The organism is Vibrio sp. 1402 (genome assembly GCF_033340275.1).
In genome coordinates, this window is the sequence record NZ_JAWOWE010000003.1 from 35,956 (window position 1) to 57,017 (window position 21,062).

The 21,062-nt window shown below is 44.8% G+C and carries 22 protein-coding genes; 15 read left to right on the forward strand and 7 right to left on the reverse strand.

All coding sequences use genetic code 11. From position 1 onward, the window contains the following. Nucleotides 1-32: 32 nt before the first annotated feature. On the reverse strand, nucleotides 33-497 hold the full coding sequence (gene asnC / locus R7044_RS06490; protein WP_005389595.1) for a transcriptional regulator AsnC: 465 nt from the start codon (nucleotides 495-497) through the stop codon (nucleotides 33-35). Between the two features lie 113 nt (nucleotides 498-610). On the opposite strand from asnC, the gene R7044_RS06495 reads away from it, so the two are divergent. The 3 genes from R7044_RS06495 (at nucleotide 611) to R7044_RS06505 (ending at nucleotide 5,364) form a co-directional block, all read left to right on the forward strand. After that, nucleotides 611-3,736, forward strand: coding sequence for an EAL domain-containing protein (locus tag R7044_RS06495; RefSeq protein ID WP_104975733.1), 3,126 nt, complete (start codon nucleotides 611-613; stop codon nucleotides 3,734-3,736). An 89-nt stretch (nucleotides 3,737-3,825) separates the two neighbouring features. After that, nucleotides 3,826-4,605 carry a class I SAM-dependent methyltransferase gene (locus R7044_RS06500; RefSeq protein ID WP_017635032.1) on the forward strand — a complete coding sequence of 260 codons (780 nt, stop codon included), beginning with the start codon at nucleotides 3,826-3,828 and terminating at the stop codon, nucleotides 4,603-4,605. Nucleotides 4,606-4,791: 186 nt separating this feature from the next. Then, nucleotides 4,792-5,364: a hypothetical protein gene (locus tag R7044_RS06505; protein WP_104975734.1), complete on the forward strand. Its 573-nt coding sequence runs from the start codon at nucleotides 4,792-4,794 to the stop codon at nucleotides 5,362-5,364. A gap of 68 nt (nucleotides 5,365-5,432) precedes the next feature. Here R7044_RS06505 and R7044_RS06510 read toward each other — a convergent pair whose 3' ends face one another. Continuing rightward, a complete protein-coding gene (locus R7044_RS06510) occupies nucleotides 5,433-6,311 on the reverse strand; it encodes a carboxylate/amino acid/amine transporter (RefSeq protein ID WP_025768287.1) in 879 nt (292 codons plus the stop codon). Between the two features lie 64 nt (nucleotides 6,312-6,375). Next, entirely contained in the window at nucleotides 6,376-6,801 is a 426-nt protein-coding gene (uspA, locus tag R7044_RS06515; RefSeq protein WP_005379165.1) for a universal stress protein UspA, read from the reverse strand. Between the two features lie 282 nt (nucleotides 6,802-7,083). Between uspA and ftnA the strand changes: the two genes are divergently transcribed. The 3 genes from ftnA (at nucleotide 7,084) to R7044_RS06530 (ending at nucleotide 9,399) form a co-directional block, all read left to right on the forward strand. After that, complete coding sequence (ftnA, locus tag R7044_RS06520) at nucleotides 7,084-7,611, forward strand: non-heme ferritin (RefSeq protein WP_005379167.1); 528 nt, start codon at nucleotides 7,084-7,086, stop codon at nucleotides 7,609-7,611. Nucleotides 7,612-7,702: 91 nt separating this feature from the next. Further along, nucleotides 7,703-8,026, forward strand: coding sequence for a universal stress protein UspB (gene uspB / locus R7044_RS06525; RefSeq protein WP_005379169.1), 324 nt, complete (start codon nucleotides 7,703-7,705; stop codon nucleotides 8,024-8,026). Nucleotides 8,027-8,205: 179 nt separating this feature from the next. Then, the gene (locus tag R7044_RS06530; protein ID WP_054579541.1) at nucleotides 8,206-9,399 is read left to right on the forward strand and encodes an NAD(P)/FAD-dependent oxidoreductase; all 1,194 of its coding nucleotides are present in this window, start codon (nucleotides 8,206-8,208) and stop codon (nucleotides 9,397-9,399) included. A gap of 93 nt (nucleotides 9,400-9,492) precedes the next feature. Here the strand turns inward: R7044_RS06530 and R7044_RS06535 are convergent, their stop codons facing one another. Continuing rightward, a complete protein-coding gene (locus R7044_RS06535) occupies nucleotides 9,493-10,836 on the reverse strand; it encodes a sigma-54 interaction domain-containing protein (RefSeq protein WP_005382945.1) in 1,344 nt (447 codons plus the stop codon). 436 nt (nucleotides 10,837-11,272) lie between these two features. Between R7044_RS06535 and R7044_RS06540 the strand changes: the two genes are divergently transcribed. The 5 genes from R7044_RS06540 (at nucleotide 11,273) to R7044_RS06560 (ending at nucleotide 14,597) form a co-directional block, all read left to right on the forward strand. Continuing rightward, nucleotides 11,273-11,824, forward strand: coding sequence for a BON domain-containing protein (locus R7044_RS06540; protein WP_005379174.1), 552 nt, complete (start codon nucleotides 11,273-11,275; stop codon nucleotides 11,822-11,824). A 45-nt stretch (nucleotides 11,825-11,869) separates the two neighbouring features. Next, nucleotides 11,870-12,046, forward strand: coding sequence for a DUF1328 family protein (locus R7044_RS06545; RefSeq protein ID WP_005379177.1), 177 nt, complete (start codon nucleotides 11,870-11,872; stop codon nucleotides 12,044-12,046). Between the two features lie 8 nt (nucleotides 12,047-12,054). Then, nucleotides 12,055-12,252, forward strand: coding sequence for a hypothetical protein (locus R7044_RS06550; protein WP_054579543.1), 198 nt, complete (start codon nucleotides 12,055-12,057; stop codon nucleotides 12,250-12,252). 104 nt (nucleotides 12,253-12,356) lie between these two features. Continuing rightward, entirely contained in the window at nucleotides 12,357-12,788 is a 432-nt protein-coding gene (locus tag R7044_RS06555; RefSeq protein ID WP_005379185.1) for a hemerythrin domain-containing protein, read from the forward strand. Nucleotides 12,789-12,932: 144 nt separating this feature from the next. After that, nucleotides 12,933-14,597, forward strand: a complete 1,665-nt coding sequence (locus R7044_RS06560) for a diacylglycerol kinase family protein (protein WP_054579544.1) — start codon at nucleotides 12,933-12,935, stop codon at nucleotides 14,595-14,597. A gap of 204 nt (nucleotides 14,598-14,801) precedes the next feature. Here R7044_RS06560 and R7044_RS06565 read toward each other — a convergent pair whose 3' ends face one another. Further along, nucleotides 14,802-15,200 (reverse strand): hypothetical protein, encoded by a 399-nt coding sequence (locus R7044_RS06565; RefSeq protein ID WP_005379193.1) that lies wholly within the window; start codon nucleotides 15,198-15,200, stop codon nucleotides 14,802-14,804. Between the two features lie 148 nt (nucleotides 15,201-15,348). Beyond that, nucleotides 15,349-15,786: a DUF2383 domain-containing protein gene (locus tag R7044_RS06570; protein ID WP_005379194.1), complete on the reverse strand. Its 438-nt coding sequence runs from the start codon at nucleotides 15,784-15,786 to the stop codon at nucleotides 15,349-15,351. A 361-nt stretch (nucleotides 15,787-16,147) separates the two neighbouring features. On the opposite strand from R7044_RS06570, the gene R7044_RS06575 reads away from it, so the two are divergent. The 4 genes from R7044_RS06575 to R7044_RS06590 all read left to right on the forward strand — a co-directional run bounded on the left by R7044_RS06575 (nucleotide 16,148) and on the right by R7044_RS06590 (nucleotide 18,404). Next, nucleotides 16,148-16,396: a hypothetical protein gene (locus R7044_RS06575; RefSeq protein ID WP_005379196.1), complete on the forward strand. Its 249-nt coding sequence runs from the start codon at nucleotides 16,148-16,150 to the stop codon at nucleotides 16,394-16,396. Between the two features lie 63 nt (nucleotides 16,397-16,459). Beyond that, nucleotides 16,460-16,972 (forward strand): hypothetical protein, encoded by a 513-nt coding sequence (locus R7044_RS06580; protein ID WP_033905884.1) that lies wholly within the window; start codon nucleotides 16,460-16,462, stop codon nucleotides 16,970-16,972. Further along, a complete protein-coding gene (locus R7044_RS06585) occupies nucleotides 16,962-17,288 on the forward strand; it encodes a hypothetical protein (protein ID WP_005379200.1) in 327 nt (108 codons plus the stop codon). Before R7044_RS06580 ends, R7044_RS06585 begins: the two co-directional genes overlap by 11 nt. Nucleotides 17,289-17,333: 45 nt before the next feature. Continuing rightward, nucleotides 17,334-18,404: an AI-2E family transporter gene (locus R7044_RS06590; protein ID WP_054579545.1), complete on the forward strand. Its 1,071-nt coding sequence runs from the start codon at nucleotides 17,334-17,336 to the stop codon at nucleotides 18,402-18,404. 18 nt (nucleotides 18,405-18,422) lie between these two features. On the opposite strand, the gene R7044_RS06595 is transcribed toward R7044_RS06590, so the two are convergent. Further along, nucleotides 18,423-20,870 (reverse strand): EAL domain-containing protein, encoded by a 2,448-nt coding sequence (locus R7044_RS06595; protein ID WP_054579546.1) that lies wholly within the window; start codon nucleotides 20,868-20,870, stop codon nucleotides 18,423-18,425. Nucleotides 20,871-21,062: the final 192 nt, after the last annotated feature.

Here is a 21,062-nt window from a genome sequence, read left to right on the forward strand (position 1 = left end):
TGGCCTTTTTTGTACAGTTTTTATAAAAAATTTTACGGATTTACGTTTCGGTTGATCGGGTTCTGCAACGATATCAATGTCTCCGTGGACTGAACCTCATCAATGGCTTGCAGCTTGTCGATCAGTACAAATTGCAGCTCTTCAATCGATTTGCACATCAATTTGACGAATATGTTATACGCGCCCGTGGTGTAGTAAGCTTCAACGACTTCGTCGAGCGCGTTGAGTTTTTCTAACGCGGAGTGGTAATCACGAGCTGCATTGAGGTTAATACCAATAAAGCAGCACACATCGTAGCCAAGCTTTTTAGTATTGATGATCACCTCCGTTCCTTCGATGATGTCAGCCGACTTCATCTTCTCGATACGCACATGGATAGTGGCAGGGCTGACATCGAACTGCTTTGCCATTTCTGCGTAGGGCGTTCTGGCGTCAGCCATTAGTGTTTTTAATATTGCGCGGTCAAGGTCGTCGAGTTTCGGCAGGCTCGCATTCATACTATGATTTCCGTTAGGGATAGAGTTTTACCTCCCTTTTATACTCATAGCGGATAGGATTCACAAGGTTTGGCAGGAGTAACTGCGGGTTAACTCCGAGCTATGGAGATAATGTGCAGCGTTTTCTGGTTATTGCCGCGCTATGTTGGAGCGCGTTTGCTACGGCCTCAGATCCGAAGGTGTTGGTCGTGCACTCCTATCATCAGGGTTTTTTCTGGACGGACTCCATACAGCGAGGCATCGAGCAACAGCTGGGCGATCGAGCGCTGGACATGCGTGTGCTCTATCTAGACTCGAAACGTAACCAGAGTGAGCAGTTTTTTGCACAACTAAAATCCTTATATCTTACGAAATTACGCAAAGAGCGATTCGATGCCATTTTAGTGAGCGATAACAATGCGCTTGAACTCATGCAGCGTTTAGCCCCAATCATCAAAGACACCCCAGTTATATTTAACGGCATTAATAACTACCATCCTTCTTTACATCGTTCTCTGAATGCAACCGGAGTCATGGAAGATGTCGATTTGGAAGCGAATCTCGCTCTTATTGAGCGCTTACATCCGAACTACACACAAGTTCTCATCGTCAGTGACCACTCGGTGACCGGTGAGGTGTTGCGTTATCAAATCGACAATTTTGTCCTCAAGTTCCCGCAATATCGAGACAAAATCGTACAACTTGTCCCAGACAGCATCATCGATCTAAAACAACAAGTCGCAAAACTGAGTTCCGATAAAGTCGTCTTGTTCTGGACCTATTACCGAGATAAACAAGGTATGGTTGGCAGCGAGCGTGACTGGGTTGGTGTCAACAAAGTCTCAAACGCGCCGCTGTTTATGGTGCATGACATTGGTTTGGGTCATGGCGCAGTTGGAGGGGTTATTCAAAGTGGTTATCGGCATGGTATTGAGAGTGCAGAGATGCTTGAATTCGTTTTGGATAACCCTGATCAGCCTCTGCCTGCCGTGAAAAAAAGTGATTCTGAAATAAAGCTCGATTACCAAGCGGTAGCGCGTTGGGGATTGGGGGCTGAACAAGAGGTTTCTGCGGTATTTTTTAATAAGCCAATGAAGCTTTCTGAACGTTTTGCCAAGGAAATTCGCCTGTTTGGTAGTCTGTTTGTGGTGATGTCGGTGGTCATTTTGCTGATGGGTTATTATTTACAGCGGATGCGTCGCAGTGAGAGCGCTGCGCGAGAAAGCCAGGCTATTCTAGAATCGATTTTCGATCAGAGCATGCAGTATATGGGCATTTTGGATGCCAACGGTGTGCTTAAATCGGGCAACGATCACCTTCAATCCTTACTTTATCACCAAGGACTGCGTTTAGACCGACCACTTTGGTTTCATCCCAACTGGAGTGAGAAAGCCCAAGCGCTGCTAGAGGAGTATTTCCATGCGCCTCACCATCAAGTGTCGACGTTTGAAGCTGAAATTTGGAGTAAAGAACACGGCGCCTTGGTGTTAGAAGTTTCGCTCAAGCCTTTTTCTCAGCAAGTAGGGAATCATAAGCAATACTTGTTTGAAGCGCGCGATATTACCAGTCGTAAATTGATGGAGGACAAGCTCTACCAACGTGAGTCAACCCTACGCAACTATTATGAGCAGCAGCCCGTGATGATGGTGACGCTTGATAGTAATAACCGAATTCAAGAAGTGAATCGATTTGCTCAACTACTTCTTGGCTACAAACCGATGGACATGCTCGGACATCGCCTGAGGGAGTTCTATTTTGATGACAAAGTGCTGTTCCCTCGCCAAGTGTTATTGCAACCCAACCAGCAAGTGCATGGTGTTTGGCGACGTGAAGTCGAGTATCGTCATGCAAATGGTCATCGTGTTTGGGTGCGCGAGAATATTCGTCCGCTGAGTGAATCTGAGCAACTGCTGATTGTGGGCGAAGATATTACCGAAACCAAACTGCTCTCCGAGAAATTGGAATACCAAGCTCGCTATGACTTACTGACGGGGACTTACAACAGAAACCATTTTGAACTAGAGCTTAAGACCGCACTGTGCGAAGTGGACAGCCATCGTCGAGTCCACGCCATGTTGTACCTCGACTTAGATCAACTAAAAGTCCTCAATGATACGGTTGGGCATGATGCAGGTGATGCGGCGATTCAATTCTGCGCAAGTATGCTGGAAGGCGTTCTGCCGTACAATTCCATCTTGGCTCGAATGGGAGGCGATGAGTTTGCGGTGTTACTCAAAGACTGTGACGAATATGGCGCCATCAATATTGCCAAACTGATCATCTCGACACTAAGCGAACACCTCTTTATTTGGGAAGACACACGCCTGTTCATCAGTTGCTCAATTGGTATCCGTATCATCGATCATACCGCTGATACGCCACAAATGGTGCACGCTCAAGCAGACTCTGCTTGTCACGCCGCTAAAGAGCAAGGCCGTAACCGCTATAATCTATTCAGCTTAGATAACGAAGAGTTGCAGCGTCGTCAGATGGAAATGCAGAGCGTCAATTTGGTGCATGAGGCATTGTCGAATCAACGTTTAGAACTGTTTGCTCAACCGATAAAAAGCTTACAAAAGCACGAGACTCAAATGTATTTTGAGATTTTGGTGCGTATTCGCAATGGGTACGGTGATTATGTTTCTCCTGCGCTGTTTATCCCTGCTTCCGAGCGCTACAACATTGCCCATTGGATTGATAAGCAGGTTATTACTCAAACACTAGAGTGGTTTGAACAGCGTCCTGAGGTGGTTGAACAGCTTGGTCGCTGTTCGATAAACCTTTCAGGTCAATCTATGGGGAATCAAGAGTTTATTGACTTCTTATTGGAGCGATTGGAAAGTTCGACTCTGCCGTGTGAAAAAATCTGCTTAGAAATCACCGAGACAGCGGCGATGAGCAATCTGGATCAAGCCATTGAGTTGTTTACCAAGCTAAAGTCTTTGGGTTGCATGATTGCATTGGATGATTTCGGATCTGGATTGTCTTCATTTGGTTACTTAAAGAAACTTCCTGTCGATATCGTGAAAATTGATGGTCTTTTCGTGCAAGATATCAACGTAAATGAAATGGACCGCGTGATGGTTCGTTCAATCAATGACTTGGCGAAGCAACTAGGCAAAGTGACGGTGGCGGAGTTTGTCGAAAATGACCAGGTCATGCAGCATTTGATAGACCTCGGTGTGGACTACGGCCAAGGCTACGGTATTGGCCATCCTAAGCCGCTTTCTGAGCTAGTGGAGCAACTGATGGCTGTATAACCTCTGCGTAGCAAGCTCAACCTAGCATTAATAGGTAACTTAGGTATACACTCAGCGCCAGTTACCTCGATTTTTATTGGAGCCTCCTTTTGCAACTGCAATTGATCTGTGAAAACCCGTCTCAACAATCTCATCTTGATGAACTCGCTGCGCGTTGGCAGCTCTCACACACTGACGATAGCGATTTTGCTTTGGTGCTAACCACCGAGCGTTTGGAGCTACGTAAAGTGGATGAGCCAAAGCTGGGTGCAATCTTTGTGGATTTGATTGGTGGTGCGGTCGGTCATCGTCGCAAGTTCGGTGGTGGTAAAGGCCAGGCAATTGCGAAAGCTGCGGGGTTGAACAAAGGGGCAACGCCAACCGTGTTAGACGGCACGGCAGGTCTTGGTCGTGATGCGTTTGTGCTCGCCTCGCTAGGTTGTAAAGTGCAGATGGTCGAGCGTCATCCAGTCGTAGCGGCTTTGTTAGATGATGGCTTGGATCGAGCGAAACAAGACCCAGAAATCGGCACCTGGGTATCTGAGCGCATGTCGCTAATCCATGCTTCTAGCCATGATGCGCTGGAACAATTGGCGCAAGATAAAGACTTTGTCCAGCCAGATGTGGTGTATCTTGACCCGATGTATCCGCACCCAGAAAATAAAAAGAAGTCGGCGCTCGTGAAAAAAGAAATGCGCGTTTTCCAATCGTTGGTTGGCGCTGATTTGGACGCCGATGGCCTACTAGGACCAGCCATGGCGTTAGCCACAAAGCGTGTAGTAGTTAAGCGCCCGGACTACGCGAATTGGCTGAACGAGCAAAAGCCAAGCATGGCGATTGAAACCAAAAAGAATCGTTTCGACGTCTACGTCAAAGCCTCGATGGCATAACCTCCTGACTCGCAAAAACTTCTCGTCACAGCATTGAACCAAGTGCTGTGACGCTGCCATTCTTTCCTGAACACTATTGATAGTTTTCTCTTGCTAATTCCCTTCCCTGACTGTATATCTAACTAAGAATTATTATTATTTCACTTGTTGTGATGCGGTCGATAACTGGGAAGCTGGAGTAGTAGAATGGCTAAACGTTTATGTAAAATGAGTCGCAAACAGATCGCGGCAGAACTTGGTGATATCCATCGTTTAGTTGTCGCACCAAAATTCGTTTGTCGTTCTTGCGCACGCTCTTCATCGGCCAAAGATACCCTTTGTAAGCCAGCCGCAATTCCTCCACAAAAATGCCAAGACAAGCCATTGAGTGAGCAACAAGCATGTGGCTTATTGGTTGAAGCTCTGCCAGCACAAGCGATTCCAGTGACCACTAAACAAAGCAACGAAAAAGCCGCGATTGTGAGGCGTGTTGTTGAGCGTGTGAAAGAGAAAAAACAAGCCGAAAAATCTCCGGAGCCAGTAAGAGCCGACGCACCAGTATGGTTTGATTTAGCGGATAAAAAATCGCTCAAGAAAGCGAAAAAAACACTGAAAAAGCACTATAAGCAGCAAAAGAAGTTGCTAAAAGTGGCGAAAAAACAACAAAAGTTACTTAAGCGTCAGCGCAAGCTTGAAGCGCGCAATGCGAAACTAGAAGTGTTGCTGCCAACTCCACCTAATGCTTTGATGAACGCAATCTCACAAGCCAAAGTGCATTAATCAAACAAAAAACGCTCTCCAGTCGGAGAGCGTTTTTTATTGTCGAAATGTTTATAGGATTAGCTGCGTTACTTATTGGCGTAACTCATCTCTACGCGCTTTTTCACCCAGGTTTCGTTAATCCATAGGGATAGCATGATGATCGCACCGCCAATGGCGAGTCGCATGACATCAACATCGCGGTTCCAAATCACAATGTTTACAATCAAGCCCGCCGGAACCAATGCATTGTTCATTACTGCCAGTGCCCCTGCGTTCACCATAGTCGCGCCTTTGTTCCAAGCAAAGTAACCAAAACCAGAAGCAATCAACCCAAGGTATGTCAGAATGCCCCATTGCGTTGTAGTGGTTGGTAGTTTGTCGAGGTTACCCATGAGCGCGAAAGCCACGGTTGCTACACAAAGTGCACCTAAGTAGAAGTAGCCAAACACGGTGTGTTGTGGCAAATCGACGGGCTCACTCTCCATGATATATTTGTAGCCCACCTGACCGATGGCAAAGCAGAGGTTTGCTCCTTGTACGACCAAAAAGCCCAGTAGGAAATCTTCATTAATGCCTGCAAATTTAATCCAGGCGGCACCAAATACGGCTATTGCAGCGGTAACTAAGTACCAAGGTGAAAAGCGACCTTTCAAGAAGTCATAGATTAGCGTGACGTAAATGGGTGTGAATACAGTGAACAGCAATACTTCTGGCACGGAAAGGAGCAAAAAAGATTGGTAGTAGAAGCAATACATCAAACCGAGCTGGAAGCCACCGACAGTCATCAGTTTCGCGATTAGGGATTTGCTAACGCCACGGAATTTCAAAAAGGGAATGAAAACCAGGCTCGCCAGTGCCACGCGCATGAACACCGAGAACCAAGAATCAACCTGACCGGCGAGGTAAACGCCGATCAGGCTAAATGAGAATGCCCAAAGTAGGGTAACTGCGGATAGATAAGCCATGGATGAGAATCTTTATCAACAACAAATGTGCCCGCAGTCTAACCAAGTTTTATCGTTGCGCCAATCAGTCTTTTAGCGGTACGACCAGCATATCGACTGGTGAGCAGTTAATCAGCTGTCGAGTCGAAGATAGAATCTTGCTCCAGAAATCTTGGTGATGACCACAAACCACCAAATCGATACTGTAGTCTTGAATGGTATCGCACAGCTCATTACTCAAATCGCCACTACCGACTAAAGTATGGGCAATTGGGTATTGCGCATATTCAGCGAAGTTTGCCAATTGTGTGCGCGATGCTTCCATTGCTTGATGTTGCGCTTCTGCCATATTGATATCGATAAGCCCGGTGTAGAGTTCTGCGTAGTTCACGTCGATGTGAATAAAAGAGACTTTCGCATCCAGAGGTTTAGCCAGTGATACGGCTTTCTTAATCAACACTTTACTGTCGTCTGAAAGGTCGACTGCCACAAGTATGTGTTTGTAACTCATATTGCTATCTCCTTGTAAGGTCATAGTTTTAGATTAGCACCAACCCCAAAAAAAATTTGCTGAAGTGATCTCATATCGGTGCCGTAGGTACAAAGTCTTGTCTCAGTAATCATGTTATAGTGGCGTTATACCCAAGTGACTTTGATATGCTGAAATAAGCGTAGTGTTACTGACTAGAGTTGAAGTGAAACTTCGCCGTGTCTGCCGGACCAAGCTATTCTCGCAGCGTCACTTATTTCGAGGTTACTTGGGTATATTGCATGCACAATAATAGGAGTTAACATGCTGTCTCAAACTATGGTCGAACAATTGAATGAGCAAATTAACCTAGAATTTTTCTCATCCAATCTATACTTACAAATGAGTGCTTGGTGTGAAGACAAAGGTTTTGAAGGTGCGGCTGAATTTTTACGCGCTCACGCCGTAGAAGAAATGGAGCACATGCAACGCCTATTCACTTACGTGAGTGAAACTGGCTCAATGCCAATCTTAGGCGCTATTGATGCGCCAAAGCATGACTTTGCGAGCCTAGGTGACGTTTTCCGCGAGACATTTGAACATGAGCAAATGATCACGGAAAAAATCAACAAACTGGCGCACGTTGCATTTACTAGCCAAGACTACTCAACGTTTAACTTCCTACAGTGGTACGTGTCAGAACAGCACGAAGAAGAGAAGTTGTTTAAAGGGATTTTAGATAAGATCGAACTGGTAGGTGAAGACGGTAAAGCGTTGTTCTTCATTGACAAAGATCTAGCACAAATGGCGAAAGAAGGTTCATCTTCAATCATGGATGCTCCAGCTGCGTAAACGCGTTTTGGGACGTTGTAAGTAGCGGGTAAAGACGAAGTGTTGATCGTCTTTTTCTCTTGAGCATTGTTGAAGATGTAGGGAGGAAAAGATGATCAGTGGAGACACAATCTTATTTGCGCTAATGGTGGTAACTGGAGTTAATATGGTCCGGTATCTCACCGCTCTTCGTTCTCTAATTTATATCATGCGTGAAGCGCATCCGCTGTTATATCAGCAAGTTGATGGTAATGGTTTTTTTACCACTCATGGAAATGTCACCAAGCAGGTGAGGTTGTATCACTACATTAAAAGTAAAGAATATCATCATCACCACGATGAAATTTTTACTGGTAAGTGTGAAAGAGTGCGTGAATTGTTTGTTCTATCGACCGCGTTGCTCGGCGTGACGCTACTTGCGGCCTTCATTCTCTAAGAGTCAATAATCCAGAAGTTGTTCTGTCTGAGATTTTGCGGACATACAGAGCGCTTAGAGTTTAAGCGCTTTTCCCTTTCGGTATTTGTCGGTAGAATGTCGCGCCTAGAAAGCAAGGATGTGCAATGTGCACATCCTTTTTTATTTTGATTCGATACCAATCAGTCTAAGAGCTACCGATGAGTAAGAAATTTGATGTTGTTGTAATTGGCGCAGGCGCAGCAGGTTTAATGTGTGCTGCAGAAGCAGGCAAGCGAGGCCGCCGTGTTTTGGTGCTCGATCATGCTAAAAAGCCAGGACGTAAAATCCTTATCTCGGGCGGTGGTCGTTGTAACTTCACTAACTACGACGTTTCAGCTAATCACTATTTGTGTCAAAACCCGCACTTTGTTAAGTCGGCGCTCTCCCAATACACTAACTGGGATTTCATCTCGATGGTGTGTAAACATGGCATTGAGTTCGAAGAGCGTGATCACGGCCAGTTGTTTTGTGTCGATGCATTTACGGCCAAAGATATCGTGAAGATGTTGTTAGCTGAGTGTGACATGCCGAACATCGAGCAGCGTTACCAATGCGATGTTCATTCGATTGAAAAAATTGATGAAGGCTTTCGTTTGCATGCTGGTACTGAGATTGTCGAATGTGAGTCTTTAGTTATCGCAACAGGTGGCTTGTCGATGCCAAAACTGGGAGCGACACCATTTGGTTATAAAGTCGCGGAACAATTTGGTCTTCGAGTTATCACAACCACGGCAGGGCTTGTACCATTTACTCTGCATAAAGAAGACAAAGAAGACTTTGCTGAGTTATCTGGTATCGCGGTACCTGCGGAAATTACGGCTGAAGATGGCACCATGTTCAAAGAAGCCCTGTTGTTCACACATCGTGGGTTATCTGGTCCAGCAGTGTTACAGATTTCTTCATTCTGGCGGGCCGGACAAAAGGTGTTGATCAATCTTGTGCCAAACGATGATGTTGCTGAGTTATTAGAACGCAGTCGTGAGAAGCATCCAAATCAGTCACTCAAGAATACGCTTGCCAAAGTGCTGCCTAAGCGTCTGGTTGAAGTCTTAATTGAACGTAAAGAGCTAGTCGATAAACCGCTAAAACAGTTCAATCAAAAGGAGCTTGCGGCGATTGTGGAGCGTCTAGAGCATTGGGATATCGCCCCGAATGGCACTGAAGGCTACCGAACTGCGGAAGTGACACTCGGCGGTGTCGATACTGATCACTTATCCTCGAAAACCATGGAATGCAAAGACATTAAAGGGCTTTATTTTATTGGTGAAGTGATGGATGTGACTGGTTGGCTAGGGGGCTACAATTTTCAGTGGTGTTGGTCGAGCGGCTTTGTTGCGGGGCAGTGGGTTTAATCAAACACCAAACGCAGCCTAACTGCATAAAAGATAAGATACAAAAAGAGCACTGAATAAAAGTCAGTGCTCTTTTTGTATTCCCATAGCGAGTTACTCGTCTTGATACTTTTCGAGTTTGTTATAGAGCGTTTTCACGCTAATGCCTAACTCCTGCGCTGATTCCGTTTTATTGCCTTGATTCTCTTCAAGGGTATTGAGAATGGCGGCTTTTTCTAGCTCTTCTAGCGAAACGCCCGCCGGAACAAGGTCTTCGATGCTGGTGCCTGTTTCCAATGGTGGTGTGTCGAAGATAAGGTGTTCATCTCGGATGGTGTCATCAGCCAAAATAAATGCACGCTCGATCGTGTGTTTGAGCTCACGGACATTACCTGGCCAGTCGTGTGCAGCGATTTTTTGGATCGCAGAGTCAAGAATCGTTTTGGTTTTTGCCTCATTGGCGTTGCGGTGCGCAATAAAGTGCTTGGCCAGACCTACGATATCACCGCCTCGTTCTCGCAGTGGCGGTATCGTTAATGGGAAATGCGATAAGCGGAAAAACAGATCTTCACGCAGGAACTGCTCCTCAATGGCGATTTTAGGATCACGGTTTGTAGCAGCAATGATGCGAGTATTAGCGATATGAACTGTATTACTGCCAACTGGGCGATACTCTCCGGTTTCTAGCACCCGCAATAGCTTCACTTGATGCTCGATAGGCATCTCGGTGATTTCATCTAAAAATAGGGTGCCGCCCTCTGCCTGCTTAAATACACCTTGGTGAGTTTTATTTGCTCCGGTAAAAGCGCCTTTCTCATGGCCAAACAGTTCACTATCAACCAATTCAGGGCTAATGGCACCACAGTTAATCGCTATAAAGGGCTGTTGTTTACGCTCACTCGCTAAGTGGATGGTCTGCGCCACCAGTTCTTTGCCTGATCCACTTTCACCGACAATAAGGACGTTGGCTTCTGTTTTAGCAACGCGCCTGATCATACGATAGAGCTGATGCATCGGAGAGGAAGAGCCGACCAAAAGACCAAATTGGTCAAGATCGCTAGTGGACACTTTACGCCCTTGATCTTGTTTGTGTTGATAGTATTGGCTGACTTCGCTCAGGGTGTCCGTCAGAATGGCAATATCAACGGGCTTTCTGTAGTGAAAAATAGCACCCAAGTTCATCAGCTTATCCAAGTTCTCGTTTGGAGCGCCTGAGCTAATGATGATCAAGTCCATATCGTAGATGTCTTCGATATTAGAAAGACGTTGATAATCTGCACTAGTAAAGTGGGCGACTTCAACAATCGCAACTTCCGGTTTGAGTTGTAGGAAATCTTCAATCCATTGGTCTGCGGCATCGATGTCATGCAGACGAAATTTGTTCAGTTCCTGGCAAGAAGCGATGGCATTTTTAAGTGATGGATCTTGTATTCTTAGAAACAGGCTTGGCATCGACATAGAAATGTCCTCTTTACTATGACAGAAACAATGTACGTGGATTATTCTCACTTCACAAGACAAAATATTGTCAGCATAGATTTAAGGATTTGTTCGATATTTTTATGTTGTTAGCCCCTTTTTGATATATATCGGTGAGAGCCATCAGTAGATATTTCCTTTTGTTCTGATTTTTTTATTTAAAATAATAATTTTGCTATTAATTGATTCTGGAGAAATAGCCTTTCTGTTTTATCAGGTTATTTAGGCACAAGTGACGGAGGCTTTATCACCGATTAAAAATTACATTTATTACGTGTAAATAATTCATGCTTATACTTTATTGCTCATCTCATTTTTACCTCTTTCCTTTATTAGTCACTTAAAAACAATGAGTTATAAAGTTGGCACATGGTTTGCTTCTAGGGAAGTGCAACGTCAATAAAGGAGAATTACCATGAATAACATCGCAGCTAAAATTGTACTTACGTCAGTTCTTGCTACTTCATCTACAGCAGTCTTAGCGAGTGATAAATGGGAAAAAGAATCCATGGACGCTTGGCTAGATGGTAAAGCTGAAACCACACTACTGCTAAACAGTAATCTCAACTCTTTTGATATCAATACCGATGTTGAGAATCAGGTCGTTACCCTTTCTGGTTCGGTAAACAATGATCTTGAAAAATCACTTGCCGAAGAGCTTGTGACTGGTCTTGATGGTGTGAAAAAAGTAAACAACGAATTGTCAGTAGTGAATGAAGGCAAGAAAGAAACTGATTCAGAAGCTTTAGCTACACTGACCGATTCTAAAATCACGACTATAGTTAAAACGCGCCTACTAATGGATACCAATGTGAGTGGTACGGATATTGATGTAACGACGGAACGCAAAACGGTAACGTTGGCAGGTAAAGTTAATTCAGATGCGGAGCATGATCTTGCAATTTCAATTGCAAATAACACCAATGACGTAAATAAGGTGATTGATAAGCTAGAAGTGGTTCAATAATAGCGAGCCGAGTGATTTAACCCACTTTTATTAGGAGGTAACACTATGGTTCGTTGGATGTTTATTTTTCTGGCACTGGCACTAATTTCTGCACTATTAGGCTTTACCGGTATTGCAGGAGCTGCTGCCTCTATCGCGCAAGTGATATTTTACCTATTCCTATTGTCATTAATTGTATCAATAGTGATTGTTCTGCTGGGAAGAAAAAACGTAAATAGATAGGAGATTTCATGCGACTTACGTCATTTATTTACCGTATCGCCGCAGTATTCGGTTTGGTGTTTGCGTTGGCAGCTTGTAGTGAAGAAGGGCCAATGGAACAGGCCGGCAAAAAGATAGATGAAGCCGCCAAAGAAACCCAAAATGCGATTGAAGATGAATGTGAAAACATTAAAGAAAATCTAAACGCTGAAGACCAAGACTGTTAGCCGAATCAGGTTAGGTTTTTTACGCATAGCTATGTAAGAGAGGGGCGGTCAATCACCGCCCTTCCTTTTGTCCCAATTGTTTACAATCAGATAAGGAGTCAAAGATGAAAAACATATTTGATGTACTGAAAGAGAGTCATGAAAAGCAGCGCCTTTTACTCGATGCTCTGATGGAAACGTCTGGAGATTCCCCCGCTCGTGAAGAGTTTTACCACAACCTTAAAGAGGAACTCGAACAGCACGCAGCGGCAGAAGAGCGATTTTTCTACGCGCCTTTAATAGATAGCGATAAGACCATTGATCTCACTCGCCATGGCATCGCAGAGCATCATGAAATTGATAAAGTGATTGCACAGCTTGATGCAACCGATATGAGCTCGCCAGCGTGGCTCAACCTAATGAAAACCTTGCGTCACAAAGTGTTGCACCATCTTGAGGAAGAAGAGCAGCGTTTCTTCCAGTTAGCCGGTAAGGTAATGACCGATAAGCAGAAAATGAAACTAGCGGATGGTTATGTTGAAGAGATGGCAAGCTAGGTAGAGTGTTGGACCTTTTCGTGCCATTTCGGCACGGGAAGGCACTCAATCAAGGCGTTTACTCAAGTTCATGTATCCAAGCTCAATCCCCCGCGTATTCTAACTTCCACTAAAAAGTGCACTCGCTGAAGGCAAGGAGAGCGAATGTTTATCATCAAATATTATATTCTTGGCGCTCTGATCAGTTTATTGGCCGCTATCTATACGCCTCAAATTATCGTTAGTCTGCTGTTCTTGTGGATATCTCTTTCTTTAGCGTTGGTCAGCGTAGCCTACGTATTCGACATTCCCTCTATTTTTAGAAAAAACCAAGATGGCAAGATTGTCAGATGGATTCGCTGGGCATTCATCCCATTTTTATTGGGGGCTAAAGCATATAACGCCTGGGAAAGACGGCGTGATACAGTGCCTCCAATCCAAAAAGTCAGCGACAATTTATACCTATCTCGCCGTTTGTTTCAGAGTGACTTAGATTTTCTCGAATCCAATGAGATCTCTTGTATTGTCGATGTCACCGCAGAATTTGCAGGTCTTGAAAGTGCGATGACCGACAAGCAGTTTCATTACCTTTCGATTCCGGTACTCGACCACAAAGCCCCGACGCTAGAGCGTCTTCGCCATGCGATTAACTGGATTGATACTCAAATCTCGTGCTCGCGGGCCGTGGTTGTGCATTGTGCGTTAGGGCGTGGTCGTTCAGTGTTTGTTGTGGCGGCGTATTTACTGAGCAAAGACCCGTCACTGACGGTTGAATCCGTGATGAAAAAAATCAATGACGTACGTAGTACCGCGAGATTGAATAAATTACAGATTAGGACGTTACGAGCGATCAGTGAAAAAGGCGTACTGGGGCTGGATCAATCCACTTGGATGGTGGTTAACCCTGTTGCAGGTGGCGGCAAATGGGAGGAAAACGAACAGCACTTGATTCGTGAGCTAACCAAAAAATATCGCTTGAGTATTCATCAAACCACCACAAACCTCAGCGCCGAGCAGCTAACACAACAGGCAAAAGAAAGTGGAGCTAAGCAAATCATCGTAGCTGGTGGCGATGGCACAGTAACAGAGGTGGCTAGCCAATTGGTGGATACCGACCTAAAACTCGGTATTGTTCCGCTCGGAACTGCCAATGCGTTATGTCATGTGCTCTATGGCGTTGGCGCCAAATTCTCACCGGTCGAAAAAGCGTGTGAAGCGTTGCTTGGCGGACACTGCCAACGTATTGATACTGCGGAATGTAATCAGCGGCTTATTTTGTTGGTCTTAGGCATTGGGCTAGAACAGAAAATGATCGAGCACGCTCAGCGAGAAGAGAAAAATGTTTTTGGACAACTCGCTTACCTCACCGGCTTTTTTAATGCTGTAGTGGCGGAAGAAACGCAAGCTTTAACCGTATCGTTAGACGCTCCAACTGAAGATGGAAACCACGACAAGAATACACAAACGCTTGAAGTCCATAGTTTTGTCGTTGCGAATATCGCTCCATTTAGTACGTTGCTTGCCCAAGGTGGTGATGCGCCGCAGCCTGATGATGGCAAGCTGCATATCACATATTTAGATAACACCGAGTCTTTAGGCGGACGTCTTATCGCCTTGTCGGATCTGACATTAACGAGCGTAGGCGCACAGGAAGAATCGACACATTTTCAATACGCGACGGCTCAGAGTGTCACTATTTCTGCGAATAAGCCGATTGAGTATGTGATTGATGGTGAACTGTATTCTGATGAGCAACTGGCAATCAAGCTGCGTCCAAAGTCATTGAACGTATTTGTTCCAGGCCAGAGACGTAAATCATCTTCGCTTTAACACTGTAATCCGCGGATAACGCGCCATTTGCTTCGTATTCTACATGGCGCTTTTTCTGTGTTGTTTGATGATTTGGTGTGCGTCGTAAAAAGGCTATCAAGGTCGCTGCGTAGTAGATGCAGCGGCTTTTTTTCTATCTGCACCTTTTACTAGGTTGATTGGGGATGTGGTTTAAACAAAGTGAAGAAAGAAGGGCGAGTATAATTACTCACCCTGAGGTAAGTGCTTTTCAATTTCATCGTTTTCAACTTGTAAAGCAGCTAACCAATAAGAAACAAGTGCGGTTAAGTTGGTGTCGTCAATGGCTCTAAGCAGGGCTTTTAAATCATCTAACAGTAATTTATTCATAAAATGCATTTCTTTGTAATTACCTAGCTCGGCAACGCCGTATTCGGTGGCATTTTCTGCAATGAATTGTTCACCGTCTTGATCGAAGAACAGCTTCGCCATCTTTTTGATCATCACTTTTTCTATTTTCACGAATCGATATGCCGCTCTTGCGAGTGTCATATGTGATTGCGGGTTAACGAGAGGCAAACACGTTTGGCGATGGTGTGTCATTTTTACGAGTAGCTCCCTTACTCGATTGTTATCCAATGTCATAGTGACCTCTTTATTTATGACTATTGTCGTGGGACATTTCTCGTGATGGTTATGTTAATGCGCCTGTGGGCTTGTCAGAAATGGCCAAAGCAAGTTGGCCATTTCTTTGCTCAATACCGAGCTTTGTTGCAAAGGCGACCACCAGGTTTTAGCTAATAAGGCTGATGCTGCTAAGTTTTTCTTTGCAGCTTTTTATATCGCTACGAACTTTCAGCAGAACCGAGTTATCCGCCTGCTCTGGGTGGGAAGTAATCAAATTCTCAATCTCTTTGAGTACCTTGCTTTCGACACCTTCAAGCTGTTCTAAATACATTGACTCTTTGTCAGAGGACACTTCCTTCATCACGTCGCTGTAAACCTCACGCGCCTTGATGGTGTAGGAAACCGGAGTGTCGTCGGCAGATTCTTCATTGTTACTTGCTAGAGAGTAGGGAGTGAGCTCAATGACTGCACGCTCACGTACTCTGAGCAGTTCTACCAACACATTATTCAAAGAAGTGTTGTCGATGTTCTCGATGGCCTTGTTGTAAATTTCATTTCCGCTTTCGATAAGCTCAATGATTGAGGCGATGTTTTCATTTTTCATATGCCACTCCTTATTTACTGGTGATAGGGGTGTTTGAGCGTATGGAATACAAACACGATGTTTCGTCTTCAGTTGCAGGTTGTATGCCAATGAACTTTAAGTCTTATTAATCAGTGGCTTAATATCTTGTTTTGCAATAACTTGCTAACAGTCGGTAAGGCGCTAAGAAAAAATTACAAGAATGGCGGGGAAAGCCTGGAAAGAATTACACGTACAGATACGGCTTTTTATCGAAACAAAAATAAAACCAATAAAAAACAATACCTTAAAATTCTGGCATGGATATGGCTTTGTAGGGAGTAAGTGAGGTCAAACATTGTTTCACTTGATTCACTACTCAACTCATTAATGGAGGCTAGTTATGGCTACTACAAAAGAAAGCACAGTAAAACCTCAAGAGCAGTTAGAAGAAGCATATCACTTAGCGGAGCAAGCCACGACGGAAGCTGTTGGCGCGATGAAAGACCAAGCCAAAGAGAAGCTGGATGTCGGTGCACAGCAAGTTCAGCAGGCGACCAAGTCGGCAGAAAATGTAATCAAGGAGCGCCCATTGCTGAGCATAGGCTGTGCCTTCCTTGCTGGTTGGGCGGTTTCGAAGCTGATCAAATAGAAGCTGATCAAATAATAGTGGTCACCAAGGATTAAGCCACACAACAGAAAGGCGAGGCTTCACATGAATAACTCAGGGCAAGTTACCAATCAGCAATCAGGCTCGGCGGCTTCAGACAGCGGCCGAGCCCCTGATGGGGCAGAAGAACAGGATATCCAACAAACCATTAATGGTTTGAGCAGCATTCTTGCGCAATTGGACCAACTGACGAAATCGCTAAAAGTATGGTCAGGTTCAACGTTGGATTTGTTCCTCTTGGAGATGAAAGTTAACGTGTCCGCAGTGCGTCAGATTTTGCTGTGTACCGTTGTTTTTACTCTATTGTCGGTATTGTTCGTATTCAGTTTGTGCCTAGCCTCTGGGGTGGTGGCTTATCAGTTAACTGCCAACGTGTATGTTGCCGTGGGTGTATTTATCACATCATTAGGCTTGGCATTATTTGCTTTAGCCTGGTGGCAGAAGCGTTTAGTTGGATTTCTTGGATTCAAAAATACGACAGAACAATTACAGGAGGGGTGGGATGCGCTCGCTACAAAAGCTCAATCGAGCCATGCGGATCAAGCGGATGGAAGGTAAAGCGTCTCTAGAGCAATGCTGTTTGTCGATGGAAATGTTCACGTTTACCACCAAGAAGTTTGTGAGAGAAAACCCTTGGACGACATTAGGCATTAGTGCTGTCGTTGCCGTTACCGCTGCAAAAGCAGGTCGATTGTCTCGACTGACTTCTTCTATTTCGTCAATGGGGCTATTGGTTAGCAGCGTGTCTGATATTACCGATTCGCTCACAAAGCCGGTCGCGGCAGCTTCTCTGGATGAGTCAGATGCGGAGCAAAATGGAAATGCAGCAACACAAGTAAGCAACGCTGCGACGACAGAGGGCGAACCACTCTAATAGCGGATTTCACCGCAAAATTTTCTTACCGATTCTGAGCTTATTATGACAGCGAAATTGAACATTCCTGCCAACACTGCGATTGGTGCAACGCTTCTCGTCCTGTTACTCGTCCCAGGGCTGTATTTTGCCAAGCCAATATTGTTACCTATTGTGCTTAGCACCTTTATTTCTCTGCTGTGCAGCCCTTTCATTAATTATCTTGAAGACAAAGGCTTACCACGTGCTATTACCGTCGTGTTGACGCTGTCATTCCTCGTTGGCGCTTCAATTATTGGTCTTGCCGCCATGTCGGAGCCCGCCAAGCAATGGTGGTCTGAGCTGCCCAGTATCGTGAAAAATGTGTCGCAAGAAGTAAGCGAAGTTACTAAAGTTTCGGCTGATCACCTTAATACTCCATTGAATATCGCCAACGATATGAGTATGGATGAGGTCGGGAACAACACCGTATTTTCTTTGGTAAAAACGCTCGCGACCACTACGCCGACGATTTTGACACAAGCGATGATCGTGCTGTTTATGGTTTACTTTATGCTCAATCATGGACGAAGCTTATTTCGAAAGTCAGTGTCTTACCTACATGGGTTCGCCAAACAGCGCCAAGCGATTGAGTTGGTCAAAGCGCTACAGAAAGACCTATCTCGATACATTGGCACCATCACTTTAGTGAATGCGGGGCTGGGGTTGAGTGTTGGGGCCGTGTTTTTTGTTCTAGGCCTTGAAGATCCATTTCTATGGGGCGCATTTGCAGGCGTGATGAATTTTGCGCCGTACCTCGGCCCTGTCATATCCATGGTGAGCTTTGGCTTTGTTGCTTATCTTCAGTTGGAGTCGGTCAGTTTTATGCTGACGTTGGTGTCTATCTATTTACTGCTCAATTTGATTGAAAGTCAGTTTGTTACACCAACACTATTGGGGAAAAGGTTTAACTTAAACCCGTTAGTGATTTTTGTTTGGCTTGTTTTTTGGGGCTGGCTTTGGGGCGGAATGGGACTATTGATCGGTGTGCCGTTGCTGGTTTGTATCAATATTTTGGTTGATCGTCTAGAGCTATGCCAATCAACCCAAAATCAAGCAAAACAAATCACCTCCGCGGACGTGGCACCGCGAGAGTGACTTGAGGATCAAGCTGGTTCAACGAAACAGTTTTTCAGCGCTCACTGGCTGACTAAACAAATATCCCTGACCATAAATACAGCCTTTTTCGAATAAATAATCGGCTTGTTCCCGAGTTTCTATCCCTTCCGCGACGACTTTCAACGACAGCGTTTTTCCCATGGCAATAATGGCATTCACAATCGCGTTGCTGTCGCTATTACTTGGGACATCACTGACAAATGAGCGGTCAATTTTCAGTTTGTTGATTGGCAAACCTTTCAAGTAAGACAAAGACGAATAGCCAGTTCCAAAGTCATCCAGAGAAATCTCAATACCCAGCTCTCGTAATTGATTTAACGATGCAATGGCTTGTTGAGGGTCGATCAGTAAAAAGCTCTCTGTGATCTCCAAATCTAACCGTTGGGCAGGGTATCCGGTGTTATCGAGGATAGTACTTAATCGCTGAATGAAATTTGACTGCTGAAGCTGCAACGCAGAAACATTGACGGCGATTTTGCCAAACTCGATGCCCTGGTCTAGCCAAGCATTACCTTGCAAACAAGCTTGTTGTAACACCCACTCACCAATGCTTTGAATCAGCCCTGTTTTTTCTGCAATTGGAATAAAGTCTGCTGGTGGTACAAGGCCAAACTCTGGATGCTGCCAGCGTAATAAAGCTTCCACGCCGACAATCGTATTTTGTTCCAAGTTGTATTGCGGTTGGAATTCTAACCGGAGTTGTTGTTTTTCTATTGCTTGATGCAAAGCGGATTGAATGCGTACATGGGATACGGATTTATCGGTCAAATCCGGTGAGTAAAACGCGTAGCCGTTGCGTCCATTTTTCTTCGCTAAGTACATCGCAGTGTCTGCGTTTTTCAGTAAGGTTTCACTGTCTTGACCGTCTCTTGGGTACAAGGCAATACCAATACTGGTCGAGACACGAAGTGAGTCGTGGTTTGCCAAGTCGAATGGTTGCTGGAATACGCTTAGAATATCGCCGACGGTTTCCAGTAAGGCAACATCACTATGGATGTCTGGCAAAATAATCACAAATTCATCGCCGCCAATACGAGCCACATGCGCATTGAGGTGAAGCACATCTTGCAGACGAATCGCTAACTTAGACAGCAATTGGTCACCACAGAAGTGGCCCATACTATCGTTGATGTGTTTGAAATGGTCGATATCTAAGAATAGGGTGGCAAACGTCTGCTGGCTTTTGTGTCCGGTTTCGATGTGTTGTTCGAGTAAGCTGAGTAAATGGGTGCGATTAGGTAGATTGGTTAATGGATCGTAAAAAGCCATGCGCTGCAGCTTTTCTTCGTGTGCCTTACGCACAGAGATATCTTCAAACACACAAATGTAGTTAATAAGGTGGTTTTTATCGTCCATTACGGCGCTAATGGTCGCTAATTGCGGATAAATGCTGCCATCTTTCTTTCTGTTGATGAATTCGCCTTTCCATTGGCCTTTGTTTTCGAGTTGATGCCACAACTGTTGATAGAAACCTTGATCATGATGGCCTGAACGCAGAATTCGTGGGTTTTTTCCTATCACCTCTTCAGAGCGGTAACCTGTAATTTGGGTAAAAGCCGTGTTTACATCAATGATGTTGGCATTGCGGTCTGTAATGACCATGCCTTCTTGCGAATTGTTGAAAATTTGGGACGCTAAGGAGAGCTGCGTTTCTACCATTTTTCGGCGGGTGATGTTACGTGTCATCCCCAGAATGCCGATTAAGTTTCCCGCATGATCACGGACAGGAGACTTAATGGTTTCTAGCCAAGTGGGGTTATTGTTTTCATCAATTTGACGGCATTCTTCAACAATATTTTGCGTGCCCGTGGCTACCACCAATTTATCGGCATCAATGAATTTTTCCGCACGTTCATGGCTAAACAGAGCAAAATCGTCTTTTCCAATGATTTCACTGTTGGTTTTTTGCCACGCATTTTCTACGCTTCGGTTGGTCATCGAATAAAGACCATCCATGCCTTTTATCCATACGTGGTCTTCAAGGCAGTCGATAAACTCTTGTAGTGTTGGTGTTGGCTTTATTTCCGCGCTTTGATGTCGCGTTTGTTCTTGCTGACAGTGCAAGTTGATATCAAAGCTGATCCGCCCCGCCATTGCGCTTAGCCATGCCGAAACAACCGTTGATTGATCATTAGGGTGAGTCAGTGTCAGTACGGCAAGCAATTCGCCATTAGGTAGCCAAATCGGTCCTATGCTCAAGGTTTGCTCTTCAAAAGGGGTATGGCTAACTGTAAAATCTGTCGGCGTAAAGTGATCGACAACTTGCGTTATCACATCGACGATAGCACGATGATTTTGGGTTGAGGTGGACACCTCAGTCGATAGCCACTGCTGAGTATCGCTCAGAGTATAAAGCTGTCCCTGAGCTTGAGTTACATTACAGCATTGTCGCAGAACGTGTTGCCAGTCTGCCATCAAAGGCGAAGGAATAGCGAAGCGAAACATAATTAATAACGAGTCCTAAATCGCCCAAAAGTAATTATATTAGAATCTAGCGTAAGCTATTGGGCTTTGTGAGTATCGTATCCAACGCGTAGCTAAATCCTAGCAGCGTAAAGTGCTTTCTATCATTAAAATGTTATCTATATCTCTTTTTTATCCAACTTATTGCATCGTTTTTTAGGGCTTTGGATAGGT

Excerpts from the sequence above, each read along its gene's own strand:
- R7044_RS06565 (WP_005379193.1), bottom strand. The coding sequence starts at position 15,200 with ATGACATTGGATAACAATCGAGTAAGGGAGCTACTCGTAAAAATGACA.
- R7044_RS06555 (WP_005379185.1), top strand. The coding sequence starts at position 12,357 with ATGAAAAACATATTTGATGTACTGAAAGAGAGTCATGAAAAGCAGCGC.
- asnC (WP_005389595.1), bottom strand. The coding sequence starts at position 497 with ATGAATGCGAGCCTGCCGAAACTCGACGACCTTGACCGCGCAATATTA.
- R7044_RS06510 (WP_025768287.1), bottom strand. The coding sequence starts at position 6,311 with ATGGCTTATCTATCCGCAGTTACCCTACTTTGGGCATTCTCATTTAGC.
- R7044_RS06590 (WP_054579545.1), top strand. The coding sequence starts at position 17,334 with ATGACAGCGAAATTGAACATTCCTGCCAACACTGCGATTGGTGCAACG.
- R7044_RS06580 (WP_033905884.1), top strand. The coding sequence starts at position 16,460 with ATGAATAACTCAGGGCAAGTTACCAATCAGCAATCAGGCTCGGCGGCT.
- R7044_RS06550 (WP_054579543.1), top strand. The coding sequence starts at position 12,055 with ATGCGACTTACGTCATTTATTTACCGTATCGCCGCAGTATTCGGTTTG.
- R7044_RS06560 (WP_054579544.1), top strand. The coding sequence starts at position 12,933 with ATGTTTATCATCAAATATTATATTCTTGGCGCTCTGATCAGTTTATTG.
- R7044_RS06570 (WP_005379194.1), bottom strand. The coding sequence starts at position 15,786 with ATGAAAAATGAAAACATCGCCTCAATCATTGAGCTTATCGAAAGCGGA.
- R7044_RS06505 (WP_104975734.1), top strand. The coding sequence starts at position 4,792 with ATGGCTAAACGTTTATGTAAAATGAGTCGCAAACAGATCGCGGCAGAA.
- R7044_RS06540 (WP_005379174.1), top strand. The coding sequence starts at position 11,273 with ATGAATAACATCGCAGCTAAAATTGTACTTACGTCAGTTCTTGCTACT.
- R7044_RS06545 (WP_005379177.1), top strand. The coding sequence starts at position 11,870 with ATGGTTCGTTGGATGTTTATTTTTCTGGCACTGGCACTAATTTCTGCA.
- ftnA (WP_005379167.1), top strand. The coding sequence starts at position 7,084 with ATGCTGTCTCAAACTATGGTCGAACAATTGAATGAGCAAATTAACCTA.
- R7044_RS06595 (WP_054579546.1), bottom strand. The coding sequence starts at position 20,870 with ATGTTTCGCTTCGCTATTCCTTCGCCTTTGATGGCAGACTGGCAACAC.
- uspA (WP_005379165.1), bottom strand. The coding sequence starts at position 6,801 with ATGAGTTACAAACACATACTTGTGGCAGTCGACCTTTCAGACGACAGT.
- R7044_RS06530 (WP_054579541.1), top strand. The coding sequence starts at position 8,206 with ATGAGTAAGAAATTTGATGTTGTTGTAATTGGCGCAGGCGCAGCAGGT.
- R7044_RS06585 (WP_005379200.1), top strand. The coding sequence starts at position 16,962 with ATGGAAGGTAAAGCGTCTCTAGAGCAATGCTGTTTGTCGATGGAAATG.
- R7044_RS06575 (WP_005379196.1), top strand. The coding sequence starts at position 16,148 with ATGGCTACTACAAAAGAAAGCACAGTAAAACCTCAAGAGCAGTTAGAA.
- R7044_RS06535 (WP_005382945.1), bottom strand. The coding sequence starts at position 10,836 with ATGTCGATGCCAAGCCTGTTTCTAAGAATACAAGATCCATCACTTAAA.
- uspB (WP_005379169.1), top strand. The coding sequence starts at position 7,703 with ATGATCAGTGGAGACACAATCTTATTTGCGCTAATGGTGGTAACTGGA.